The sequence below is a fragment of the Corallococcus sp. AB049A genome (assembly GCF_003668885.1).
In the GTDB taxonomy this organism is placed as follows: Bacteria; Myxococcota; Myxococcia; order Myxococcales; family Myxococcaceae; genus Corallococcus; species Corallococcus interemptor.
Window position 1 is genome coordinate 1 of record NZ_RAWL01000128.1, and the last position, 20,502, is coordinate 20,502.

A 20,502-nucleotide genomic window follows, 5' to 3' on the forward strand; every position below is an offset into this window, starting at 1 on the left:
GAGCACCAGCGCGTAGGTGCCCATCTCCGCGCGCGAGCGCAGCGCCAGCAGCCGCCCGCTTCGCAAGAGCCCCACGAGCGCGCCCAGCGCCACCAGCGCCAGCCCGCCCGAGGCCACCGCCACGCCCAGCGCCATCATCCCGGGACGGCCGCCCAGCTCGCGCGACTCGCGCACGAGCCACGCGGCGCAGCCCGTGAAGAAGAGCAGCGTCACGCCCTGGAAGGCGGCCGTGGCGACGGGGCGCGAGGGGACCGGGGGACGACTCACCCGGTCCTCTCTACACCACCTGGACTCCAGGGCCCCGGCGTCGCGCGAAAAACCTCCGGCGTCCCATGATTCCTGCACTACCGGCAAAGCCCGTTTAATCGAATTACCTATCACCTAGAATCTTTTGCGACGTCGCGGCCCTGGCGTTCCGGGGCCGACCACCCCCGCAGTCACCATGAGGTACCGGATGCTTCGTCGCACCACCCTGGCCCTCGTCCTGTGCGCTACGTCCTGCACACAGGCCGAAGGGCCTTCCGCAACAGAGTCCCCTCCTCCCGACCAACAGGAAGTCCTGGGCCGGGCCGAACAGGCCGCCGACACCCCGGAGACGCCGGGCGAAGCGAACAGCATCCGCTTCCTGGAGCAGTCCTCCTTCGGTCCCAGGCTGGCGCGCGGCGTCGCCCCCGCGCCGGTGGGGACGGTGGAGCACGTGATGGCGGTGGGCATCCCCCAGTCGCTCACGGAGCAGTTCGCGCTCCAGCCCGCCACGCCGTACGACGGCGAGAGCGCGCAGGACCTGGGCTCGCAGTTCTTCCTGCGCGCGGTGACGGGCGAGGATCAGCTGCGCCAGCGGGTGGCGTTCGCGCTCAGCCAGATCTTCGTCGTCTCCATGAACGGCATCCCGGACTCCGCGAGGACGCCGTACGTGGACTCGAAGGTGGCGCTCGCGGGGTACATGAACCTGCTGTCGCAGTACGCCTTCGGCGACTTCCGCGAGCTGCTGGAGGCCGTGACGAAGAACCCCGCCATGGGCCGCTACCTGGACATGGCGAACAACCGCGCCTTCGACTCGAAGGGCAACCCCATTGACCCGAACGAGAACTACGCGCGGGAGATGCTCCAGCTCTTCACGCTGGGCACGGACAAGCTGAACATCGACGGCACCCCGCTGCTGGACGCGGACGGCCACCGGCAGCGCGCGTACAGCGAGGAGCAGGTGAAGGCCTTCGCGCACGCCCTGTCCGGCTGGACGTGGAACGCCGCCGCGTGCCCGGCCAGGGGCGCCGCCATCAACACGCCCGACTACAAGAACCCGCTGATGGCCTGCAACGACAACCACGACACCACCCGGCAGGAGCTGCTGCGGGGCGTCTTCACCGCGGCGGGCGGGAACATCAACACGCACCTGACGCAGGCGCTGAACAACGTCTTCAACGACCCCAACGTCCCGCCCTTCATCAGCAAGCAGCTCATCCAGCACCTGGTCACCAGCAACCCGACGCCCGGCTACGTCCGGCGTGTGGCCAACGTCTTCAAGAACGACGGCACCGGGGCGAGAGGCAACCTGCAGGCCGTGGTGCGCGCCATCCTGGAGGACTCGGAGGCGCGCGGCGCCCAGCCGCCCCTGTCGCTGCGTTCCGGCTTCGGTCACCTGCGCTCGCCGGCGCTGTTCGTCACGAACGTCGTCCGCTGGTTGGATCCCACGCTGGACACTGCGACGAAGGACCCGGGGCTGAAGCTCAGCAACTGGAGCAAGTCGATGAACCAGTGGGTGCCGCGCGCGCCCTCCGTGTTCAGCTACTACCCGCCCAACGCGCCGCTGCCGGGCGTGGACGGACTGGTGGGGCCGGAGTTCGGCATCCTGGACACGGCCACCATCACGGCCCGCGCCAACTTCCTCCACGAGTTCCTCTACACCAGCGCCGCCACCAACGCGGGCATCACCGTGGACTACGACCTGCTGCCTTCCGCGAACGCGGACCTGGTCGCGTACCTGGGCCGCTACTGGCTGCACGGCACGCTGGCGCCGGGGCTGGAGCAGAAGCTGCTGACGGCCATGGGTGACAGCCGCGCGAACACGGCCATCCGCAAGAAGAAGCTGGCGCTCTACCTGACGTTCCTCTCTCCCTCCTTCCAGATCCAGCGGTGAGCCCCATGACCACGACCCGTCGCCAGTTCCTCCGGCGCGCCACGCAGGGCCTGGGCTTCCTGGCCGCCGCGGCCGCCCTCCCCCGCTGGGTGGGCAACGCCCACGCCGCCACGCTCAACGGCTACTCCGGCAGCCGCGTCGCCGTCTGCGTCTTCCTCCTGGGAGGCAATGACAGCAACAACATCCTCGTCCCCCGGGACACCAACGCCTACGCGCAGTACCTGGCCGCGCGGCCCACCGTGGGCCTGAAGGCGGACCAGCTGGATTTGATCAACCCCACGGACCTGCCCGCGGGTTCGTTCGCCATGCCCAAGACGCTGTCGAGGCTGCGCGCGCACTTCGAGGCGGGCCGCGCCGCGTTCGTGTGCAACGTGGGCCCGCTGGTGCTTCCGCTGACCAAGGCGGACTACCTGGCCGGCGGCACCTCCGTGCCGGAGAACCTCTTCTCCCACAGCGACCAGCAGGACGCCTGGTCGAGCGCGCTGGCCAATCCCGGCTCCAGCACCGTCACGTCCGACATCAAGGTGACGGGCTGGGGTGGCCGCGCGGCGGACAGGCTCCACGTGCTCAACACGAGCACGCCCCCGGACTACCCGGAGGTGACTTCGTTCGGCGGCAAGGCGCGCTTCTGCGCGGGCATGGAGCGCAAGCCCATGATGGTGGCCCCGGACGGCACGCTCGCGTTCCGCACCGTCGGCACCCCGCCGTCGGACTTCGACCTGCTCCAGCAGGCGGCGCTGGCGGACGTGATGGCGGAGCAGGACGGCAACGTGCTGGAGACGGCCTACGCGGGCGTGTTCACCACGGCGCAGACCTTCTCCGCCGCTCGCGCCGCAGCACGCGACGCCGCCTGGGCCCAGCTGCCCCAGGCCACGCGAGACACCATCGAGGGCTACTTCGTGCCCACGCTGCCGCCGGAGGACACCGCGAAGTGGACGCTGCACACGCAGCTCTACCAGGTGGTGCGCGACCTGGTGGCGGGCGCCATGCCGGTGAGCAAGGCGGGCCTGGGCCTCAAGCGGCAGGTGTTCTCCGTGGGCTTCGGCTCCTTCGACACGCACCAGAACGAGGACGTGGACCAGCCGAAGCTCCTGGAGCAGCTGGACTTCGCCCTGGACGCCTTCCAGAAGTCGGTGACGCTGCTGGAGACGCAGACCGCCTTCGGCTCCAACGCGCCGCAGGCGACGCTCTTCACCATGAGCGACTTCAACCGGACGCTCCTGGAGAACGGCGACAGCGGCACGGACCACGCGTGGGGAGGCCACGCCATCGTCCTGGGCAACCGCGTGGCGGGCAAGGCGCTCTACGGCACCTTCCCCAGCCTGGACCTGGCGGGCTCGCTGGACGGCTCCACGGATGAGCGCGGCCGCTGGATTCCCACGCTCACGGTGGAGCAGTACGGCTGGACGCTGGCCTCGTGGCTGGGGCTGAACACCGCCGCCGAGCGCGACTACGTGTTCCCCAACCTCGCCGGCTACGTGGCGGACGCGGTGGCGCGCGGCTTCCCGGCGCAGGCACGCAAGTACAAGGTCGGCTTCATGCTGGCGGACTGATGCCCGCGTGATTGGAGCAGGCCGCGAGCCCACGGTGCTCGCGGCCGTTTCGCGCGACCGGCTACTTGAGTTCCGCGAGCACGTCGAACACGGAGGGCCGGTGCGGCTTCCAGCCCAGCGCGCGGGCCCGCTTCGCGCGGATACGGCTGTTGGACGCGAGCGCCAGGCGCCCCAGCTCCACGCCCCAGCGCTTCTCCCCTTCCGCCAGCGGCATGCTGCCCACGGGCAGGTGGAGGCTCTTGCCAATGGCCGTCACGGCGTCGCGGAAGTTCGCCTCGCCGTTCTCCGCGAAATAGAACGTCCCGGCCGGCGCGCGCTCCAGACCAAAAGGTACAGGTCCGCCAGGTCCTCGATGTGCACGTTGGACCAGACGTTCTCCCCCTTGCCGATGTAGCGCGCCGTGCCCGTCTCCCGCGCGTACTGGATGAGCGGCGGCAGCTGCACGCTGTCCGGGTTCAGCCCCAGCCCCTTGCCGTAGATGAGGCAGGGGCAGATGACGTTCGTGTGGATGCCGTCCTTCGCGGCGTCCAGCACCGCCTTGTCCAGGGAGATGCGCGCCACCTTCTCAGGGACGGGCTCGATGGGGGTGTCCTCGTCGTGCACGCCCTGGGTCAGCTCTCCGCCCGCGCCGGTGGCGACGATGCTGGAGCCGCTGGTGTGGATGAAGTGCTTGCCGGAGCCCTTCAGCGCGGCGAGCAGCGCCTCCACCACCTTGCGCTCGTCCGCGGACGCCCCGTTGATGACGGCGTCGGACTCCTTCGCCAGCCGCGCGAGCACGTCCAGGTCGTCGAACGACGCGACCGTGGCCTGGATGCCGCGCGCCTCCAGCGCCCGCGCCTTGTCCTGCGTCCGCGCGGTGCCCACCACCTGGTGCCCCGCCGCCATCAACCGCGCCCATGGACCTGGGCCGGCACTGGCTGGTGCCGAAGCTGCCGGCGTTCCTCTCCGCGTACCCGCGGATCCAGTGCGCGCTGGGGCTCACGGACCGCTTCATCGACCTGGTGGAGGAGCGCGTGGACGTGGGGCTGCGCATGGGGGAGAGCTCGGACGCGCGGCTCGTCCGGCGGCGGCTGGGTGAATCCCGCGCTCTCCGGGGCCCGACGTGTTCGTCGTCTACCCGGAGCGCCGGCACCTGTCGCCCCGCGTCCGCGTGTTCGTGGACTTCGTGGCGGAGGCGTTCGCTCGCGAGGAGGCGAGGCCGGGCACAAAGCCCCGGCCCCGTCGCTGACGCCGGTCAGTAGACCTTGTCGCCCTTCTGCACACCGAAGGCGGAGGCCGGCATCCCGGTGCCGTTCACCGTCGTCCCGCCGTTGTGGATGGAGGGGAACATCGGCTCCATGCTCTGCGGGAAGCCGAACGTGGGCTTCGTGAGCTCATCCAGGCGGCCGATCTCCTCGGCGGTGAGCTTCACGTCGGCGGCCTTCACGTTGTCCTCGAGCTGCGCGATGCGACGCGCGCCGATGATGGTGGAGCCCACGCCCGGCTTCGCCATGACCCACGCCAGCGCCACGCGCGCCGGGGTGCTCTCATGCGCGCGGGCGATGGCCTCCAGCGCGTCGACGACGGTGTAGGTCTTCTCGTTCAGGAAGGACTCGATGAAGGCGCCCCGGTCTCCCTTCAGCTGGCCCGCGTTCTTGCGGGTGTACTTGCCGCTGAGCGCGCCGCTCTTGAGCGGGGACCAGGGCGTGATGCCCAGCCCGTGCTCCAAGGCCATGGGGACCAGCTCCTGCTCCACGCTGCGCTCCAGCAGCGAGTACTCAATCTGCAACCCGATGAAGGCGGACCAGCCCCGGAAGCGCGCGGTGACGTTGGCCTCGACGACCTTCCACGCCGGCGTGTCGGAGACGCCCAGGTTGCGGACCTTGCCGGCCCGGACCAGGTCCTCGAGCGCGGCCATCGTCTCGTCGATGGGCGTGTGCTTGTCCCAGTTATGCAGCCAGTACAGGTCGATGTAGTCCGTCTGCAGGCGGCGGAGCGAGTTCTCGCACGCCGAGATGATGGACTTGCGCCCGGAGCCGCCGCCGTTCGGGTCCCCCGGGTAGAGATTCCCGCTGAACTTCGTCGCGATGACCAGGCGGTCGCGCCTGGCCGCATGCCGGCCGACGTGGTCGCCGATGATCTTCTCGGAATGGCTCTTCGTGTAGAAATTCGCGGTGTCGATGAAGTTGCCGCCCAGTTCGATGAACCGGTCGATGATCCGCTCGGACTCCTCCACGCTGGTGCCCCAGCCGAGGTCTTCGCCGAACGTCATCGCACCGAGGCACAGCGGGCTCACGCGAAGGCCGGAGCGGCCGAGTGTCACGTAGTGGTCCAGAGGCATGGGATCTCCAGGGGATGTGTTACGGTTTTCGGGAGGCCGAGTTGGTTCAGCCTTGAACTGATTTAATTTTGTACCATTTTCCGCGCAAGTGCTCATGTCGAAGATCGACCCGGCGAAGATCTGGTCGCTGAACTACAACCTGCTGATGTCGGTCATCGCGGGGGTCTCGCCCGACATCTCGGAGCTGGGGCTGGACACGAAGGAGCTGTTCGTCCTGTCGCAGGTAGAGGAGCACCCCTACCCGGCCGAGCTGGCGGTGACGCTGAGCATGCCGAAGCCGACCATCACGGTGTACGTGAAGCGGCTGGAGGCGGCGGGCTTCCTGCGCCGGGAGATCGACGCGGAGGACCTGCGCAGGCACCGGCTGCAGGTGACTCCGGCCGGGCGCAAGGTGACGGCGCGGGGCCTGGCGCTGCTGTCGGAGGCGTTCGGCGCGCGGCTCGGCCGCCTGAGCGCCGCCGAGCAGGCGGAGCTGCGGAGCCTGCTGGAGAAGATGAGCTGACAGTGGCTTGAATCCGGCTGATTCCCTGGTGCTTGATTCCGGGCATGACGCCGAGGCGTTCCTGCCCGGCCCGGGGGTCCCCCATCAATGCAGACGCGTCGCGCGGGTGAAGTGGTTCTGGGTGCACTGGTGTGCTGGCTGCTGGCCGCGTGCGGCGGTGGCGAGAAGGTGACGGTCCATGGGCACATCACCAATGGAAGCGGGCAGCAGTCGCAGGGGCTGACGGACGGAGCGCCCGCGCTGGCCGGGGATGGAACGGCCTCCGCTGCGACCACGGTGCGGATCAGCCGCGTGGTGACGTCCGGTGACCTGACGACGCTGGCGGAGGCGGACGTCGCGGCGGATGGCAGCTACACGCTGGAGCTGGACGACGCGGGGCAGCGGCTGATCATCGAGGCGGTGAACAAGAACGGCGCCACGGTGGGCTCCGCGCTGCTGGACTCCACGGAGCCCCGGTCCGGACAGGACGCGCGTACGGCGCCGCCCATCACCAGTGAGTCCTCGCTGGAGGCGGAGGTCTTCGTCCAGATGGTGCGGGACGGGGAGGTGCCGGGCGGCGTGGACACGGTGGACCTGCGCGCGCGGTTGAACGCGGAGCAGGCGGTGGCGGTGCGCGGTCAGCTCAAGGAGACGGCGACGGAGTCCGTGGAGGCGCTCGCCGCGGCGGTGAGGGCGGCGCAGGCCACGCGGATCAAGGCGTACGCCAGGTCCGGCGTGGTCGTCACGCAGGAGCAGCTCTTCAGCGCGTCGCTGGACGCATCCGCGCAGTTGGACGCGGCGCTGGATGCCGGCGGTGCGTCCGCGGCGAGCGCCTACGACACGTTCTTCGCGGCGGTGCGCGCGGCCACGCCCGACGTGAGCGACACCCAGGACCAGCAGGCGGAGCGCGAGGCCAGCGTGTCCTACCGCATGGCGGTGGAGGCACGGCTGTCCGGCGGAGCGGGGATGGCGGTCGCGGACGCGTCCGTCCGGGCCGCTGCGTCACTGGAGGCCCGAGCCACCGAGGCCGCCGTGAAGGCCCTGCTCCAGGGTGCCGGCGCCGCGGACACGGTGGTGGCCCAGGCGAACACCGCCGCCACGTCGCTGCGAGCGAGCCTGTCCGGAGCCACGTCGGCCAGCGCCGCCGCGAGCGCCTGGACGTCCTACAACGCCCAGCTCGCCACCAGCGGCAACGCGTCCGTGATGGGCGCGCAACTGGGCGTGACGAGCAGCAACCAGCTCGCCTTCGACTCCGCGGTGCACGCGGGCGCGCAGGCGGGCGCGGCGCTGGAGTCCACGCTGGGCTCGGTGCTGGAGCAGTCCGGAAAGGCCTCCGCCACGGTGCTCGCGGACGCGGTGGTCAGCGCCTTCACCACGTATGACGCCACAGTGCGAGGCGGCGCCACGGCCACCCTGACGGCCTTCGGAGCCAAGGCCACCCCCGGCGTGGAGCTGCTGATCATCGCCGAGGGTTCGTTCCGGCTTCGGTAGTGCATTCCGGGAGCAGGAAAGTCTCGTTCAGATTCCAGATGACTGCGACCAGCGCCACAATTCCAACCCAATGAACTCATCACCCGGCCCAACCGATCCCGCAGAGTTCACACAAGAAGCCATACCTGACACATGGCGAGAAAACCTAGTCTATGCCCTCCCTGGCATCGTGGGCTCCATCACAGTCATTGCCACATCAACTGAGAAGAACTGGTTCGCACGCATCTTGGTTGCTGGGTTTGGCGGCCTCGGATTTCAAGCCCTTATCTACCTCGCGCTTATCACAGCCATCTATTACTCCAAGCGTCTCGCTGGCGATCCCAACCCTTCACAAGAAGCGGGATGGTGGCGCAAAGAAAGGCACACGATGACTGGAGCCGCACTGGTTGTTGCCCTCCTCTACGCAACATCTTGCTACCTAGACCACAGTGAGAAGCAGCGCATCACGAGGTGCATTCGAGAGACAGAACGAAGCCCCTATTGGATTTCCCCCGGGGAGCCTAAAACCGCCAGCTCAATCGCCTACCACTGCATGAACAGAGACTAGCGCAATTCCGAGACCAATTCCGCCCCGTCTCGCCGCAAGCAAACCAGCAGCCGAGACACATTGGTCTATTTCGATTGATTCGAGAGCAGGCGATGCTTGAGTCAATGAGACGTGGGACAGAGTGGCTCGGTGACAGGATGCCTGCGCTGTTCCTGAGGCCACGATGAAAGACGTGCTCACGATTCAAGAGGCCTATGCGGCGATGTACGAGTACCTCCAGGCGCTACACAGCGTGTCCCCTTCGGACGAGCTGGGTGGCCTGCTGGGCAGCATGTCCCTGCTCGATGACGGCACCCCCGCGGACCCTGCTGTCTGGGCAGACTGGTTGATCGCCGTGCAGAAAGCGCGGCAGGGCGCTGTCGACATGCGACTGAAGCTCACTCCGAAGTGAGTTCCTGCTCCTCCCGCCGCAGCGCGCGGTCCAGCACGAAGGTCCCGAATGGGACCAGGGACGCTCCGAACGCCGCGAGCGAACGGCGCACCGGCCAGTCGTGCTCCGAAGCCGCGCGGAACAGCGACGACACGAAGAGCAGGAACAGCAGTCCGTGGACCGCGCCGGTGATTCGCACCGCCAGGGGCTGGTCCAGCAGGTACTTCACCGGCATCGCGATGAAGAGCAGCCCCAGGAAGGACATCCCCTCCAGGAAGGCCACCCACCTCAGCTGCCTCAACGCACTCATGGGTCCACCCCGGGCCAGCGCGGCCGGAAGATCATCAACACCAGGACGCAGAAGAACGGCACGGCCGCCAGCAGCACTCCCGCCACCGTGCGCCGCTCGTGCGTCGCCATGGCCACCAGCGTCAGCTGCGACACCAGCGACAGCGACAGGCCACCCAATATCCATGGCTCCGTCAGCGCGACGTTGAGCTGGAGCGTCAGCAGGTAGCCCGCCGTCCACGTCACCACCAGCCCCAATGACGCGACGCCGTGCACCGCGCGCTTGCGTTCGCGCGACGTCGTGGCGACCAGCGCCGCAATCAGCCCTCCCCCGAAGAGAACCACGCCCACGAACTTCAGCAGGAGCAGCAAGCGGTAGATCAACACCCCGCCCGTATGCCACGCCCCTTGCCTCTCCGTGAGTGGCGGAAACGCCATCTTTCGACGACTTCCCGCCAACGGGCCCATCTGGCGGGAACACCCCGGTCCTGGCATCTTCCCGCCATGCACACCGTGGCCATCGTCGCGCTGGATGGAGTGGTGCCCTTCGACCTGTCCATCCCCACCGAGGTCTTCGGCCGCGTGCGTCTGCCGGACGGCAGCGCGGGCTACGAGGTCCGCGTCTGCGGCGTGACGCCGGAGGTCCACGCGGGCGCCTTCCGCGTGAAGCCCCACCACGGCCTGGGCGCGCTGGCTCGCGCGGACACCATCGTCCTGCCGGGCACCTCGGACGTCTCCGTGCCCGTGCCTCCCCGGCTCCTCAAGGCGCTCCGAGCGGCGGCCCGCCGGGGCACGCGCATCGCGTCCATCTGCTCCGGCGCCTTCATCCTGGCCGCGACCGGACTGCTCGACGGACAGCGCGCCACCACGCACTGGCTGGCCGCCGAGGAGCTGGCCCGGCGCCACCCCGCCATCCACGTGGACCCGGACGTGCTCTACGTCGACAACGGCCAGCTGCTCACCTCCGCGGGCGCGGCGGCGGGGCTCGACCTGTGCCTGCACCTGGTGCGGATGGACTACGGCGCATCGGTGGCGGCGGACGCGGCGCGGATGGCCGTGATGCCCCTGGAGCGCGACGGCGGCCAGTCCCAGTTCATCGCCCACGCTCCTCCTTCACCGGAGGGCGCTTCGCTGGAGCCGCTCCTGCGCTGGATGGAGGACCACCTGCACCGTCCACTCACGCTCCAGGCCCTGGCCCGGAAGGCGGCGATGAGTGAGCGCACCCTGAGCCGCCGCTTCCGCGAACAGACCGGCACCACGCCCCTCCAGTGGCTCCTGCGCGCCCGCGTGCGCCGCGCCCAGCACCTGCTGGAGACCACCGGCCGGTCCGTGGAGGCCGTCGCGGAGGCCGTGGGGTTCGGCTCGCCCACCACCTTCCGCGAACACTTCCAGCGCTTCGTCACCACCAGTCCCCTCGCCTACCGCCGCGCGTTCCGGGGAGGCCAGCGCCTCAGTGCTGGTGGCCGAAGCGCACCTCCACCTCCGGGTGCGCCGCGACGAACGCGCGCAGCTTCTTGAAGCTCTCCACGCCGCGCGGCCCGTCCTGCGTGAAGGAGCCCGGCTCCACGTCGTGCTCCCAGCCCCAGCGCGTGTGGCTGGCGTCCCCCAACAGCAGCACCGGTCCCTTCGTGGAGCGCACCAGGTACGCCGTGCTGCCCGGCGTGTGCCCCGGCACCCAGAGCGCCCACACGGAGCCGTCCCCGAAGACGTCCACCGCGCCGTCGAAGAGGCCCTTCGGATCCGCCGTGTAGTTCCACTCCGACAGCGGCGGCTTGCCCGCCAGCGCGCGGTCCGTGGCGCCCTGCACCACCAGGTTCACGAAGGCGCGGCTGCCCGTCTCACCCGGGCCCGTGTACACGGGAGTCCCCGCCGGTGCGTCCGCCATGCCGCTGATGTGGTCCGGATGCAGGTGCGTGAGGAAGACGCCGGACAGCGGCTGCGGCTGCTTCGCCAGCCACTCGCCCAGCGGCGCCAGCACCTTCATCTTCTCCATGTGCATCGCGCTCGTGATGATGCCGCCCAGCGCCGAGCGGTCCGGCGCGTCCCGCAGCGCCGTCTCCACGCCCGTGTCCACGATGAACAGCCCCTTCGCCGGGTGGCGCAGCGCGTGGAAGAAGACCTGCACCGGCTCATCCCCGTCCTCCAGATGCGCCGCCTTCGCCGTGGGGTGGTCCAGGTTGATGAGGCCGCCGCGGTCCACCGCCCAGTCGCACGAGGTGACGGTCTCCAGCTCCACCGGCCCGGGCACGTCCAGCTCCGCGAGCAGCGCGTCCGCCGGTCGCGTCACCCCCAGCGCGGACTTCTGCACGGCATGGGACGACGTGGCGCAGCCGGTGGTGACACCGGCGACGGCGAGGCTGAGCGCTAGCAGGGCGGACTTCATGGCGGACTCCTTCCGGCGCGAGGCACCGGGCGTTCGGGACAGGCGGCAAGATGCGCCATGCCTCGGTGGATGGAAATCCGCGAAAACGGCATGATGCCATCCACTCATGGATATCTCCTGGGATGACGCCCGGCTGTTCCTCGCCATCGCGGAGACGGGCAGCTTCAGCGGGGCCGCGCGGCGGCTGCGCATCGGACAGCCCACCGTGAGCCGGCGGCTGGCCGCGCTGGAGTACGCGGTGGGCGCGGCGCTGTTCCGCCGCAGCGTGGATGGCGCGGCGCTCACGGTGGCCGGTGAGCGATTGCTCGTCCCCGCGAAGAAGATGGCGGAGTGGGCCGGCGAGCTGCACCGCGCGGCCGAGTCCGCGGACAGCTCACCCCGGGGCATCGTGCGCGTGACGGCCACGCCCTTCATGAGCTTCGACTTCGTGGCCCCCTTCGCCGCCTTCGTCGCCCAGAAGCACCCGGGCCTGCGCCTGGAGGTGCAGTCACAGATTCAATACCTCGACCTGGCGCGCGGCGAAGCGGACCTCGCGCTTCGCGGCCGGCCTCCCACGGGCGCGGACTTGAAGCTCGTGGACACGCTGGAGGTCCCCAACGCCGTCTTCGTCTCCAAGGCCCTCAAGGCCCGCCTGCCGAAGAAGGCCACCCTCCAGCAGCTGCCCTGGGTGGCCTGGGCGCCTCCCTTCGAGGCCGTCCCACCCAACCCCCAGCTGGAGTCGATGATCCCCGGCTTCGCCCCGTCCTTCACGGCGGACAACTACCTGGTGATGCTCGCGGCGGCGGAGGCCGGGCTGGGGGCCATGGTGATGGCGCGCCTGAACCACCGCTTCACGCGCCCCACGCAGCTGGTGCCCCTGGACCTGGACCTGGGCCCCTTCTCCCGGAGCCAGACGCACCTGGTGTGCGCGAAGTCCGCCCTGGACATCCCCCGCGTCCGGCGCGTGTCCGAGCTGTTGCAGGAGGAGTTCCAACGAATTCGCCTGGGTCGATGAAAACCCACAACGGGTGCCAGCCCGCGTATTGTCCCCGCCATGCAATCCGTCCGTCCCGCCGCCGCATCCTACGTCCTCATTGACGCCGAGAACGTCGATTGGGCCGTCTCCAACATCGTCGGGCGCAAGCCCGAGCCCCAGGACCGGGTGCAGTTCGACCGGCTCGTGGCCTTCTGCGACACGTACTTCCCCAAGCCCGTACGCTGCGTGGTGGTGCTCAACTCGCGCGGCGAGCAGCTGCCGGACGCGATGATTGGCTTCGTGCGCGCGCTGAAGTCCGCGGGCTGTGAGGTCGCGCTCCTGCACGGCCGTCCGGATCAGAAGGTCGTGGACCTGGGCATCCTCAAGCTGCTGGAGAACATCCGCACCCAGCGCCCGCAGGCGGCGGTGGGCCTGGCCAGCCACGACGGCGCGGACTTCGCGGAGGCCCTCAAGCCCCTGCTTGAAGAGAAGCGCCAGGTCGCGGTGCTGGGCCTGCGTGAGTACGTGAGCCAGAAGTTCCGCGAGCTCACCCCCATGGGCCTGAAGGTCGTCGACCTGGAGCTCAACGCCCGGGTCTTCCAGCGCCCCCTGCCCCGGCTGCTGCCGGTCAACGTGGACGAGTTCGATCCTTCGCTGTTCGTCTAGCCGCGGTTTCCCTTCCCGGAGTCCGTCATGTCATCCCAGTCCGTCCCCCAGCGCGGCGCCGCGTCCGCCTCACTGCATGCCCTGCTGGCCGCGGAGTGGCAGTACTCGCTCCAGCAGTACCCCACCTACGCGTCGCTCCTGGGGGACAGGCGCTGGAATGATCAATGGGATGACCTGAGCCTCGCGGGGCTGGAGGCGGACCACCAGCACAGCCACGCGGTGCTGCGCCAGCTCCAGGACGTGGACCGCGCCGCGCTGGACAGCGAAGCGGACCGGCTGCACCTGGACCTCTTCCGCCGGATGCACGAGACCTGGATTGAAGAGTACGGGGTGAAGGCCCACCTGCTGCCCCTCAACCAGATGGGGTGCCTGCCGGAGGGCCTGAAGATGCCTCCGGGGCTCCAGACGGCGTACCAGCTGGCGGACACCCTGCGCTTCGAGACGGTGCGGGATTACGAGGACTGGGTGAAGCGGCTGGAGCGCTTCGGCACCTACGCGGATCAAATCGTGGCGCTGATGCGCGAGGGCATGCGCCAGCACCGCATCCACCCGCGCATCGTGCTCCAGCGCATCCCGCCGCAGCTGGAGCGGCAGGTGGTGAAGGACCCGGCGGAGAGCGGCTTCTACAGCCCCTTCAAGCGCATGCCGGAGGACTTCGCGCCGGAGGATGTACGGCGGCTTACGCAGGCGGGCCGGGACGCCATCGCGAACACCGTGGTGCCCGCGCTCAAGCGCGCCCTGGACTTCGTCGTCACGGAGTACCTGCCCGCCGCCCCGGAGACCGTGGGCGTGTGGCAGTTCCCGGACGGCGAGGAGATGTACACGGTGCTCGCGCGCCGGCACACGACGACGCGGCTGACGCCGGATGAGATCCACGCGATGGGGCTCGCGGAGGTGCAGCGGCTGCGCGCGGAGCTGGATGGAGTCATGGCGCGCACGGGCTTCACCGGCACGCGTACCGCCTTCTTCGAGATGCTGCGCACGGAGCCGCGCTTCTACGAGCCCACGGGTGAGGCGCTGCTCGCGCGCTACCGGACGCTGGCCCGGCGCATTGATCCGCTGCTGCCGCGTCTGTTCCGGACGATGCCCAGGAAGCCCTACGTCGTCGAACCCATCCCGGAGGCCATGGCCCCGGACGTGACGACGGCCATCTACTTCCCGGCCTCCGCGGACGGCTCGCGCCCGGGCACCTTCCAGGTGAACCTCTACCGGCCGGAGACGCGGCCCGTCTGGGAGATGGTCCCCCTGACGCTGCACGAGGCCATGCCCGGCCACCACCTCGCGCTGGCCCTGGCCTCCGAGCAGACCGACGTGCCGGACTTCCGCCGCTTCACGTCCTACGCAGCCTTCGACGAAGGCTGGGCCCTCTACGCCGAGTCGCTGGGCGATGAGCTGGGCCTGTACGACGACCCGTACGACAAGTTCGGGCAGCTGGCCTACGAGATGTGGCGCGCGGTGCGGCTGGTGGTGGACACCGGCCTGCACGCGAAGCGGTGGACGCGGAAGCAGGCGCTGGACTTCTTCATGGAGAACGCGCCGCGCCAGGAGCTGGACATCACCAACGAGGTGGACCGCTACATCGCGTGGCCGGGCCAGGCGCTGGCGTACAAGGTCGGCCAGCTGCGCATCCGCGCGCTGCGTGACCGTGCCGAGGCCGCGCTGGGCGCACGCTTCGACGTGAAGGCCTTCCACGACGTGGTGCTGCTGACGGGCTCGCTGCCGCTGGACGTGCTGGAGGCCCAGGTGGACGCGTGGGTGGCGCGGGAGTCCGCGTGAAGCGTCCGCTCGTCGCGGGGCTGCTCCTGGGAGGCGTAGCCCTGCTGGCGATGGCCGCCTGGGTCGCGGTGCGCAGCGCGCGCTACATCTCCCAGGAGGTGCACCCGCCCCGGCAGCCGGTGGGCAGTCCTCCGGCGGACGCGGAGGTCACCGGCCTGCGGGACGTGGCGTTCCAGGACGCGGAGGGCTTGCAGCTCAAGGGCTGGTACCTGCCGCCGCGCGATGGGGCGCTCGTCGTCCTGGTCCATGGGCTGTCGGGCAACCGCACCCAGCTCCTGCCCGAGGCGCGGTTCCTGGCGAAGGCCGGGTACGGGCTGGTGCTCTTCGACCTGGGCGCGCACGGAGAGAGCGGCGGGACGGTGTCCACCTATGGCGACCGCGAGGCCGGCCAGGTGCGGGCGGCGGTGGACTTCGCCTCGCGCCAGCCGGAGGTGGACGCGAAGCGCATCGGCGCGCTTGGCTTCTCGCTGGGCGGCTATTCGGTCCTGAAGGCGGCGGCCGAGGATCCGCGCCTCAAGGCCGTGGTGGTGGAGGCCGCGGCCGTGGCGCCCGCGCAGGCGCTCCAGGACGAGCTGGGCCACTGGGGTCCGCTGGGGCTGTGGCCGGCGCTGGGGGTGATGAAGCGCGCGGGGGTGGACGTGAACGCCGTGCAGCCCGCGCGGCACATGGCCGCGCTCGCGGGCCGCCCCGTCCTCCTGGTGGCGGGCGAGTCGGATCCGTGGGTGCCGGACGCCGCGCTGGAGGACCTGCTGCGCCAGGGACAGGGCCCCTGGGAGAAGTGGCGCGTGCCGGGGGCGGGGCACGAGAGCTACCTCCAGGCGTCCCCGGAAGAATATCCACGCAGGGTGGTGGCGTTCTTCTCGCGCTTTCTCTGAATGTGGCGGTTGGGGAGCGGCCGAGGGGTCGGCCAGATGTAAGGAATCTACCCAGACGCGATCATTCCAATCCAGGCATGGCATGCTGCGCGGCCGGGTTCGCCGTCTTTTCCAGCCTCTTCAATCTCAAACGCTCGGAACCTGACGGTCTGATGCCTCTGGGGGATAGCTCCGTGGACGCAGCGCTCATGCAGACAGTGGTGGCGCGTTTCACCGCGCAAGCGTCCCGGACGCCCGACGCCGAGGCGGTCCGCTTCGAGGGCGCGGGGCTGACGTACGCGGCGCTGGACCGCCGCTCCAACCAGCTGGCGCACCACCTGCGGGGGCTGGGCGTCACCACGGACGTGCTCGTCGGCGTGTGCCTGGAGCGCTCGGTGGAGATGGTGGTGGCGGTGCTGGCCGTGCTCAAGGCCGGCGGCGCGTATCTGCCATTGGACCCGGCCTATCCCGCGCCGCGCCTGGCGTTCATGCTGGAGGACGCGAAGGCGCCGGTGCTGCTCACCCAGGCAAAGCTGCGCGCGGGCCTGCCCGCCTTCGCGGGGCCGGTGCTGTGCCTGGATGAGTCCCCTGCCCTCTTCGCCTCGGACGCCCCGGCCTCGCCGGTGGACGCGTCGAGCCTGGAGGGGCTGGCCTACGCCATCTACACGTCCGGCTCCACGGGCACGCCCAAGGGCGTGGCCATGGGGCACCGGCCGCTCGCCAACCTCATCGCGTGGCAGCTGGGGCAGTCCATCGCGGGGCCGGGCACGCGCACGCTCCAGTTCTCTCCGCTGTCCTTCGACGTGTCGTTCCAGGAGCTGTTCGGCACCTGGTGCTCCGGCGGGACGCTGGTGCTGGTGCGGGACGCGCTGCGGCTGGATGCCGTGCTGCTGTTGCAGCTCCTGGCGGACGAGCGCGTGGAGCGGCTGTTCCTGCCCTTCATCGCGCTGCAGAACCTTTCCGAGATCGCCACCTCGCACCAGAAGGTGCCGCCCGGTCTTCGCGAAGTCGTCACCGCGGGCGAGCAACTCCAGGTGACGCACCACCTGCGCGCGTTCTTCTCCGCGCTGCCGGGCTGCGCGCTGCACAACCACTACGGCCCGTCGGAGACGCACGTCGTCTCCAGCTACGTGCTCACGGGCTCACCCGACGCATGGCCCGCGCTGCCGCCCATTGGCAAGGCGGTGGACGGCTGCGAGCTGCTGGTGCTGGACGAGCAGAAGAAGCCCGTGCCCCAGGGCGAGTCCGGCGAGCTGTTCCTCGCGGGCGTGTGTCTGGCGCGTGGATACCTGCACCGTGAAGCGCTGACGGCGGAGCGCTTCGTGCCGCACCCGCTCAAGCCCGGCGCCGGCGAGCGCGCGTACAAGACGGGCGACCTGGCGCGCGTGCTGCCGGACGGCAACGTGGAGTTCCTGGGCCGCATCGACGGCCAGGTGAAGGTGCGCGGCTACCGCATCGAATTGGGCGAGATTGAGGTCGCGCTGGGCAGCCACCCGGCGGTGAAGCAGGTGGCGGTGGTGGCGCGCGAGGACGTGCCCGGCGACAAGCGGCTGGTCGCCTACGTCGTCCCGGACGGAAAGCTGGAGCACGCGGCCGGGGCGCTGCGGCGCCACCTGTCCACGCGGGTGCCGGACTACATGGTGCCCTCCGCGTTCGTGGTGATGGACGCCCTGCCCCGCACGCCCAGCGGCAAGATTGATCGCCGCGGACTGCCCGCCCCGCTGCCCACGCGGCCGGAGCTGCAACAGGCGTTCGTCGCGCCGCGCTCGCCGCTGGAGCGCACGCTCGCGGACGCGTGGGCGCAGCTGCTCCGCATCGACCGGGTGGGTGTGCACGACAGCTTCTTCGAGCTGGGCGGCAACTCGCTGCTCGCGCTCCAGTGCGTGGCGCGGCTGCGGCAGGCGCACGGGCTGGAGATCCCCATCGTCCAGCTGTTCCAGTCCCCCACGGTGGCGCAGCTGGCGGCGGTGCTGACGGGGGATGCGTCCCGCCCGTCGCTGCGGCAGCAGGTGGAGGCGCGGCAGGCGAAGCGGCAGCAGCCGGGCGGCGGCGCGGAGCCGGTGGCCATCATCGGCATGGCGGGCCGCTTCCCGGGCGCTCCCGACATCGAATCCTTCTGGAAGAACCTGGTGGGCGGCGTGGAGTCCGTCACCACCTTCACGCGCGAGGAGGTGGACGCGTCCGTGCCCGCCGCCGAGCGCGACGCCCCCGAGTACGTGCGGTCGCGCGGCATCCTGGACGGCGTGGAGCTGTTCGACGCGGCCTTCTTCGGCATCACGCCGAAGGAGGCGCAGGTGATGGATCCGCAGCAGCGCCTGTTCCTGGAGACGGCCTGGGAGGCGCTGGAGTCCGCGGGCGTGGTGCCGGAGGCGTACCCCGGCCTCATCGGCGTCTTCGCGGGCACGCACAACAACAGCTACGGGCCGCTGCACGTGATGCCCCGGCAGGACATCGTGGGCCGGGTGGGCGCCTTCCAGGCGATGGTGGCCAACGAGAAGGACTACGTGGCCACCCGCGTCGCGCACAAGCTGGACCTGCGCGGCCCCGCGCTGTCGCTCAATACGGCATGCTCCACGTCGCTGGTCGCGGTCGCGCAGGCGTTCTGGGCGCTCCAGACGCACCAGTGCGACGTGGCCCTGGCGGGCGGCGCGTCCGTGACGGTGCCGCAGAAGTCCGGCCACCTGTACCTGGAGGGCGGCATGCTCTCCCAGGACGGGCACTGCCGCCCGTTCGACGCGAAGGCCACCGGCACCCTCTTCAGCGACGGCCTGGGCGCGGTGGTGCTCAAGCGCCTGTCGGACGCACAGGCGGACGGCGACGTCATCCACGCGGTGCTGCGCGGCGTGGGCATCAACAACGACGGCGCGGCCAAGGTGAGCTTCGCGGCGCCGGGCGTGGAGGGCCAGGCCACCGCCATCGCCACGGCGCACGCGAACGCGGGCATCGACCCGCGCACCATCCGCTACGTGGAGGCGCACGGCACGGCGACGCCGCTGGGCGACCCCATCGAGGTGGAGGCGCTGTCGCAGGCCTTCCGCGCGCACACGTCCGACACGGGCTTCTGCGCCATCGGCTCGGTGAAGAGCAACTTCGGCCACCTCACCGCCGCGGCGGGCGTGGCGGGCCTGTTGAAGACGGTGCTGTCCCTGAAGCACCGCGAGCTGCCGCCGACGCTGCACTTCCAGACGCCCAACCCTAAAATCGACTTCCCGCGCAGCCCCTTCTTCGTGCAGACCCGGCGCTCCGCGTGGCCGGAGGGTACGGGTCCGCTGCGCGCGGGCGTGAGCTCGTTTGGCGTGGGCGGCACCAACGCGCACGTGGTGGTGGAGGAGGCGCCGGAGCGTCCGGCGGCCGGTCCTTCGAAGCCGCGCCAGCTGCTGACGCTGTCGGCGAAGACGCCCGCGGCCCTGTCGCAGGCGGCGCTGCGGCTGGCCACGCACCTCCAGGCGCATCCGGAGGACTCGCTCGCGGACGTGGCGCACACGCTGGCCACGGGGCGCAAGGCGTTCCCGTTCCGCCGCGCCGTGGTGGCGGGCTCGCATGAAGAGGCCGTGCGGGCGCTGACGGCGGCCGAACCGGAGGCGTCCGGCCTGGAGTCCACGCCGCCCGTCGCGTTCCTCTTCCCGGGCCAGGGCTCGCAGCATCCGGACATGGCGCACGGGCTGTACCGCCACGCGCCGGCGTTCCGCGCCACGGTGGATGCGTGCGCGGAGGTGCTCAAGCCGCTGCTCGGGCGCGACCTGCGCGAGGTGCTCTTCCCGAAGGACCCGGAGTCTCCCGAGGCCGCGGAGGCGCTGCGCCAGACGTCGTTCGCGCAAGCCGCGCTGTTCACGGTGGAGTACGCGCTCGCGCAGCTCTGGTGGAGCTGGGGCGTGCGGCCGGGCGCGCTCGTGGGCCACAGCGTGGGCGAGTTCGTCGCCGCGTGCCTCGCGGGCGTCTTCACGCTGGAGGACGCGCTGCACCTGGTGGCGAAGCGCGGCCAGCTGATGCAGGCGCAGGCGCCGGGCAGCATGCTGTCGGTGCGCCTGTCCGCGGAGGCCATGGCGCCCCGGTTGACGGACGGTCTGGCCATCGCGTCGGACAACGGGCCTCGCCTGTGCGTGGTGTCCGGGCCCACGGAGGCCGTGCAGCGGCTCCAGGCCGCGCTGGAGGCGGAGGGCACCGCGTGCCGGCTGCTCCAGACGTCGCACGCGTTCCACTCGCCGATGATGGACGCCGCGGTGGCGCCCTTCCTGGAGACGCTGAAGGGCGTGCGCCTGTCCGAGCCGCGCATCCCCATTGTCTCCACCGCGACGGGCACGTGGCTGAAGGCCTCCGAGGCGACTTCGCCCGAGTACTGGGCGCGGCACCTGCGCGACACGGTCCGCTTCTCCCCCGCGCTGCGCACGCTCTGGGACCAGGGCGAGCACCTGCTCCTGGAAGTGGGCCCGCGCGTGACGCTGGCCACGCTGGCGCGGCAGCAGGCCACCGCTGATCAGCGCTCGCGGGTGTTCGCCTCCCTGGGCGAGTCCACCGGCGATGCCTCGGACTGGACCGCCCTCTTGAGCGCCGCGGGCCAGCTGTGGCGCCGGGGCGTGGCCCTGGACTGGCGGGCCTTCCACGCCGACGAGCAGCGCCAGCGCGTCACCCTTCCCACGTATCCCTTCCAGCGGCAGCGCCACTGGATCGACCTCGAGCAGGC

At 70.5% G+C, this 20,502-nt stretch carries 18 protein-coding genes and 1 pseudogene; 12 read left to right on the forward strand and 7 right to left on the reverse strand.

The features are described from left to right. Window positions 1–267 (reverse strand): annotated as a pseudogene (locus tag D7X55_RS16130) (hypothetical protein); the annotation flags it as partial. A gap of 187 nt (window positions 268–454) precedes the next feature. Here D7X55_RS16130 and D7X55_RS16135 point away from each other — a divergent pair. Continuing rightward, on the forward strand, window positions 455–2,137 hold the full coding sequence (locus D7X55_RS16135) for a DUF1800 family protein (protein WP_120547141.1): 1,683 nt from the start codon (window positions 455–457) through the stop codon (window positions 2,135–2,137). Window positions 2,138–2,142: 5 nt separating this feature from the next. Then, window positions 2,143–3,690, forward strand: a complete 1,548-nt coding sequence (locus tag D7X55_RS16140; RefSeq protein ID WP_121723499.1) for a DUF1501 domain-containing protein — start codon at window positions 2,143–2,145, stop codon at window positions 3,688–3,690. Window positions 3,691–3,751: 61 nt separating this feature from the next. On the opposite strand, the gene D7X55_RS44670 is transcribed toward D7X55_RS16140, so the two are convergent. Together D7X55_RS44670 and D7X55_RS16145 are read right to left on the reverse strand one after the other, a co-directional pair. Then, window positions 3,752–3,946, reverse strand: a complete 195-nt coding sequence (locus D7X55_RS44670; RefSeq protein ID WP_233609870.1) for a hypothetical protein — start codon at window positions 3,944–3,946, stop codon at window positions 3,752–3,754. After that, a complete protein-coding gene (locus tag D7X55_RS16145; RefSeq protein WP_233609871.1) occupies window positions 3,943–4,575 on the reverse strand; it encodes an NAD-dependent epimerase/dehydratase family protein in 633 nt (210 codons plus the stop codon). The genes D7X55_RS44670 and D7X55_RS16145 overlap by 4 nt, the downstream gene beginning before the upstream one ends. Window positions 4,576–4,586: 11 nt before the next feature. Between D7X55_RS16145 and D7X55_RS16150 the strand changes: the two genes are divergently transcribed. Beyond that, complete coding sequence (locus D7X55_RS16150) at window positions 4,587–4,931, forward strand: LysR substrate-binding domain-containing protein (protein WP_121723492.1); 345 nt, start codon at window positions 4,587–4,589, stop codon at window positions 4,929–4,931. Here D7X55_RS16150 and D7X55_RS16155 read toward each other — a convergent pair. Further along, window positions 4,925–6,010: an aldo/keto reductase gene (locus D7X55_RS16155; protein ID WP_121723493.1), complete on the reverse strand. Its 1,086-nt coding sequence runs from the start codon at window positions 6,008–6,010 to the stop codon at window positions 4,925–4,927. The genes D7X55_RS16150 and D7X55_RS16155 overlap by 7 nt on opposite strands. A gap of 94 nt (window positions 6,011–6,104) precedes the next feature. Here D7X55_RS16155 and D7X55_RS16160 point away from each other — a divergent pair, with 94 nt between their 5' ends. The 3 genes from D7X55_RS16160 (at window position 6,105) to D7X55_RS16170 (ending at window position 8,920) form a co-directional block, all read left to right on the forward strand. Continuing rightward, window positions 6,105–6,512 (forward strand): MarR family winged helix-turn-helix transcriptional regulator, encoded by a 408-nt coding sequence (locus D7X55_RS16160; RefSeq protein ID WP_120547184.1) that lies wholly within the window; start codon window positions 6,105–6,107, stop codon window positions 6,510–6,512. Between the two features lie 87 nt (window positions 6,513–6,599). Next, on the forward strand, window positions 6,600–7,982 hold the full coding sequence (locus tag D7X55_RS16165; RefSeq protein ID WP_147470118.1) for a hypothetical protein: 1,383 nt from the start codon (window positions 6,600–6,602) through the stop codon (window positions 7,980–7,982). 710 nt (window positions 7,983–8,692) lie between these two features. After that, the gene (locus tag D7X55_RS16170; protein ID WP_121723495.1) at window positions 8,693–8,920 is read left to right on the forward strand and encodes a hypothetical protein; all 228 of its coding nucleotides are present in this window, start codon (window positions 8,693–8,695) and stop codon (window positions 8,918–8,920) included. Here the strand turns inward: D7X55_RS16170 and D7X55_RS16175 are convergent. Together D7X55_RS16175 and D7X55_RS16180 are read right to left on the reverse strand one after the other, a co-directional pair. Continuing rightward, a complete protein-coding gene (locus D7X55_RS16175; RefSeq protein WP_120547134.1) occupies window positions 8,907–9,209 on the reverse strand; it encodes a DUF3817 domain-containing protein in 303 nt (100 codons plus the stop codon). The two genes, D7X55_RS16170 and D7X55_RS16175, sit on opposite strands and share 14 nt — an antisense overlap. Further along, on the reverse strand, window positions 9,206–9,574 hold the full coding sequence (locus tag D7X55_RS16180; protein WP_121723496.1) for a hypothetical protein: 369 nt from the start codon (window positions 9,572–9,574) through the stop codon (window positions 9,206–9,208). The genes D7X55_RS16175 and D7X55_RS16180 overlap by 4 nt, the downstream gene beginning before the upstream one ends. A 117-nt stretch (window positions 9,575–9,691) precedes the next feature. Here D7X55_RS16180 and D7X55_RS16185 point away from each other — a divergent pair, with 117 nt between their 5' ends. Beyond that, entirely contained in the window at window positions 9,692–10,705 is a 1,014-nt protein-coding gene (locus D7X55_RS16185) for a GlxA family transcriptional regulator (protein ID WP_121723497.1), read from the forward strand. On the opposite strand, the gene D7X55_RS16190 is transcribed toward D7X55_RS16185, so the two are convergent. Further along, complete coding sequence (locus tag D7X55_RS16190; RefSeq protein WP_120547131.1) at window positions 10,638–11,570, reverse strand: MBL fold metallo-hydrolase; 933 nt, start codon at window positions 11,568–11,570, stop codon at window positions 10,638–10,640. The genes D7X55_RS16185 and D7X55_RS16190 overlap by 68 nt on opposite strands. Window positions 11,571–11,676: 106 nt before the next feature. Here D7X55_RS16190 and D7X55_RS16195 point away from each other — a divergent pair, with 106 nt between their 5' ends. From D7X55_RS16195 to D7X55_RS16215, 5 genes are all read left to right on the forward strand, one after another. Continuing rightward, window positions 11,677–12,564, forward strand: coding sequence for a LysR family transcriptional regulator (locus D7X55_RS16195; RefSeq protein WP_120547130.1), 888 nt, complete (start codon window positions 11,677–11,679; stop codon window positions 12,562–12,564). 39 nt (window positions 12,565–12,603) lie between these two features. After that, window positions 12,604–13,191, forward strand: a complete 588-nt coding sequence (locus D7X55_RS16200) for an NYN domain-containing protein (protein ID WP_120547129.1) — start codon at window positions 12,604–12,606, stop codon at window positions 13,189–13,191. A gap of 27 nt (window positions 13,192–13,218) precedes the next feature. Continuing rightward, entirely contained in the window at window positions 13,219–14,967 is a 1,749-nt protein-coding gene (locus D7X55_RS16205; protein ID WP_120547128.1) for a DUF885 family protein, read from the forward strand. Beyond that, entirely contained in the window at window positions 14,964–15,842 is an 879-nt protein-coding gene (locus D7X55_RS16210; RefSeq protein WP_233609872.1) for an alpha/beta hydrolase, read from the forward strand. The genes D7X55_RS16205 and D7X55_RS16210 overlap by 4 nt, the downstream gene beginning before the upstream one ends. A 173-nt stretch (window positions 15,843–16,015) precedes the next feature. Continuing rightward, window positions 16,016–20,502 (forward strand): amino acid adenylation domain-containing protein (locus D7X55_RS16215; RefSeq protein WP_158626376.1); only part of this gene is annotated, 4,487 nt, incomplete at its 3' end.

Coding starts and splice junctions, on each gene's coding strand:
- D7X55_RS16135 (WP_120547141.1), top strand. CDS start 455: ATGCTTCGTCGCACCACCCTGGCCCTCGTCCTGTGCGCTACGTCCTGC.
- D7X55_RS16140 (WP_121723499.1), top strand. CDS start 2,143: ATGACCACGACCCGTCGCCAGTTCCTCCGGCGCGCCACGCAGGGCCTG.
- D7X55_RS16145 (WP_233609871.1), bottom strand. CDS start 4,575: ATGGCGGCGGGGCACCAGGTGGTGGGCACCGCGCGGACGCAGGACAAG.
- D7X55_RS16150 (WP_121723492.1), top strand. CDS start 4,587: ATGGACCTGGGCCGGCACTGGCTGGTGCCGAAGCTGCCGGCGTTCCTC.
- D7X55_RS16155 (WP_121723493.1), bottom strand. CDS start 6,010: ATGCCTCTGGACCACTACGTGACACTCGGCCGCTCCGGCCTTCGCGTG.
- D7X55_RS16160 (WP_120547184.1), top strand. CDS start 6,105: ATGTCGAAGATCGACCCGGCGAAGATCTGGTCGCTGAACTACAACCTG.
- D7X55_RS16165 (WP_147470118.1), top strand. CDS start 6,600: ATGCAGACGCGTCGCGCGGGTGAAGTGGTTCTGGGTGCACTGGTGTGC.
- D7X55_RS16170 (WP_121723495.1), top strand. CDS start 8,693: ATGAAAGACGTGCTCACGATTCAAGAGGCCTATGCGGCGATGTACGAG.
- D7X55_RS16175 (WP_120547134.1), bottom strand. CDS start 9,209: ATGAGTGCGTTGAGGCAGCTGAGGTGGGTGGCCTTCCTGGAGGGGATG.
- D7X55_RS16185 (WP_121723497.1), top strand. CDS start 9,692: ATGCACACCGTGGCCATCGTCGCGCTGGATGGAGTGGTGCCCTTCGAC.
- D7X55_RS16190 (WP_120547131.1), bottom strand. CDS start 11,570: ATGAAGTCCGCCCTGCTAGCGCTCAGCCTCGCCGTCGCCGGTGTCACC.
- D7X55_RS16195 (WP_120547130.1), top strand. CDS start 11,677: ATGGATATCTCCTGGGATGACGCCCGGCTGTTCCTCGCCATCGCGGAG.
- D7X55_RS16200 (WP_120547129.1), top strand. CDS start 12,604: ATGCAATCCGTCCGTCCCGCCGCCGCATCCTACGTCCTCATTGACGCC.
- D7X55_RS16205 (WP_120547128.1), top strand. CDS start 13,219: ATGTCATCCCAGTCCGTCCCCCAGCGCGGCGCCGCGTCCGCCTCACTG.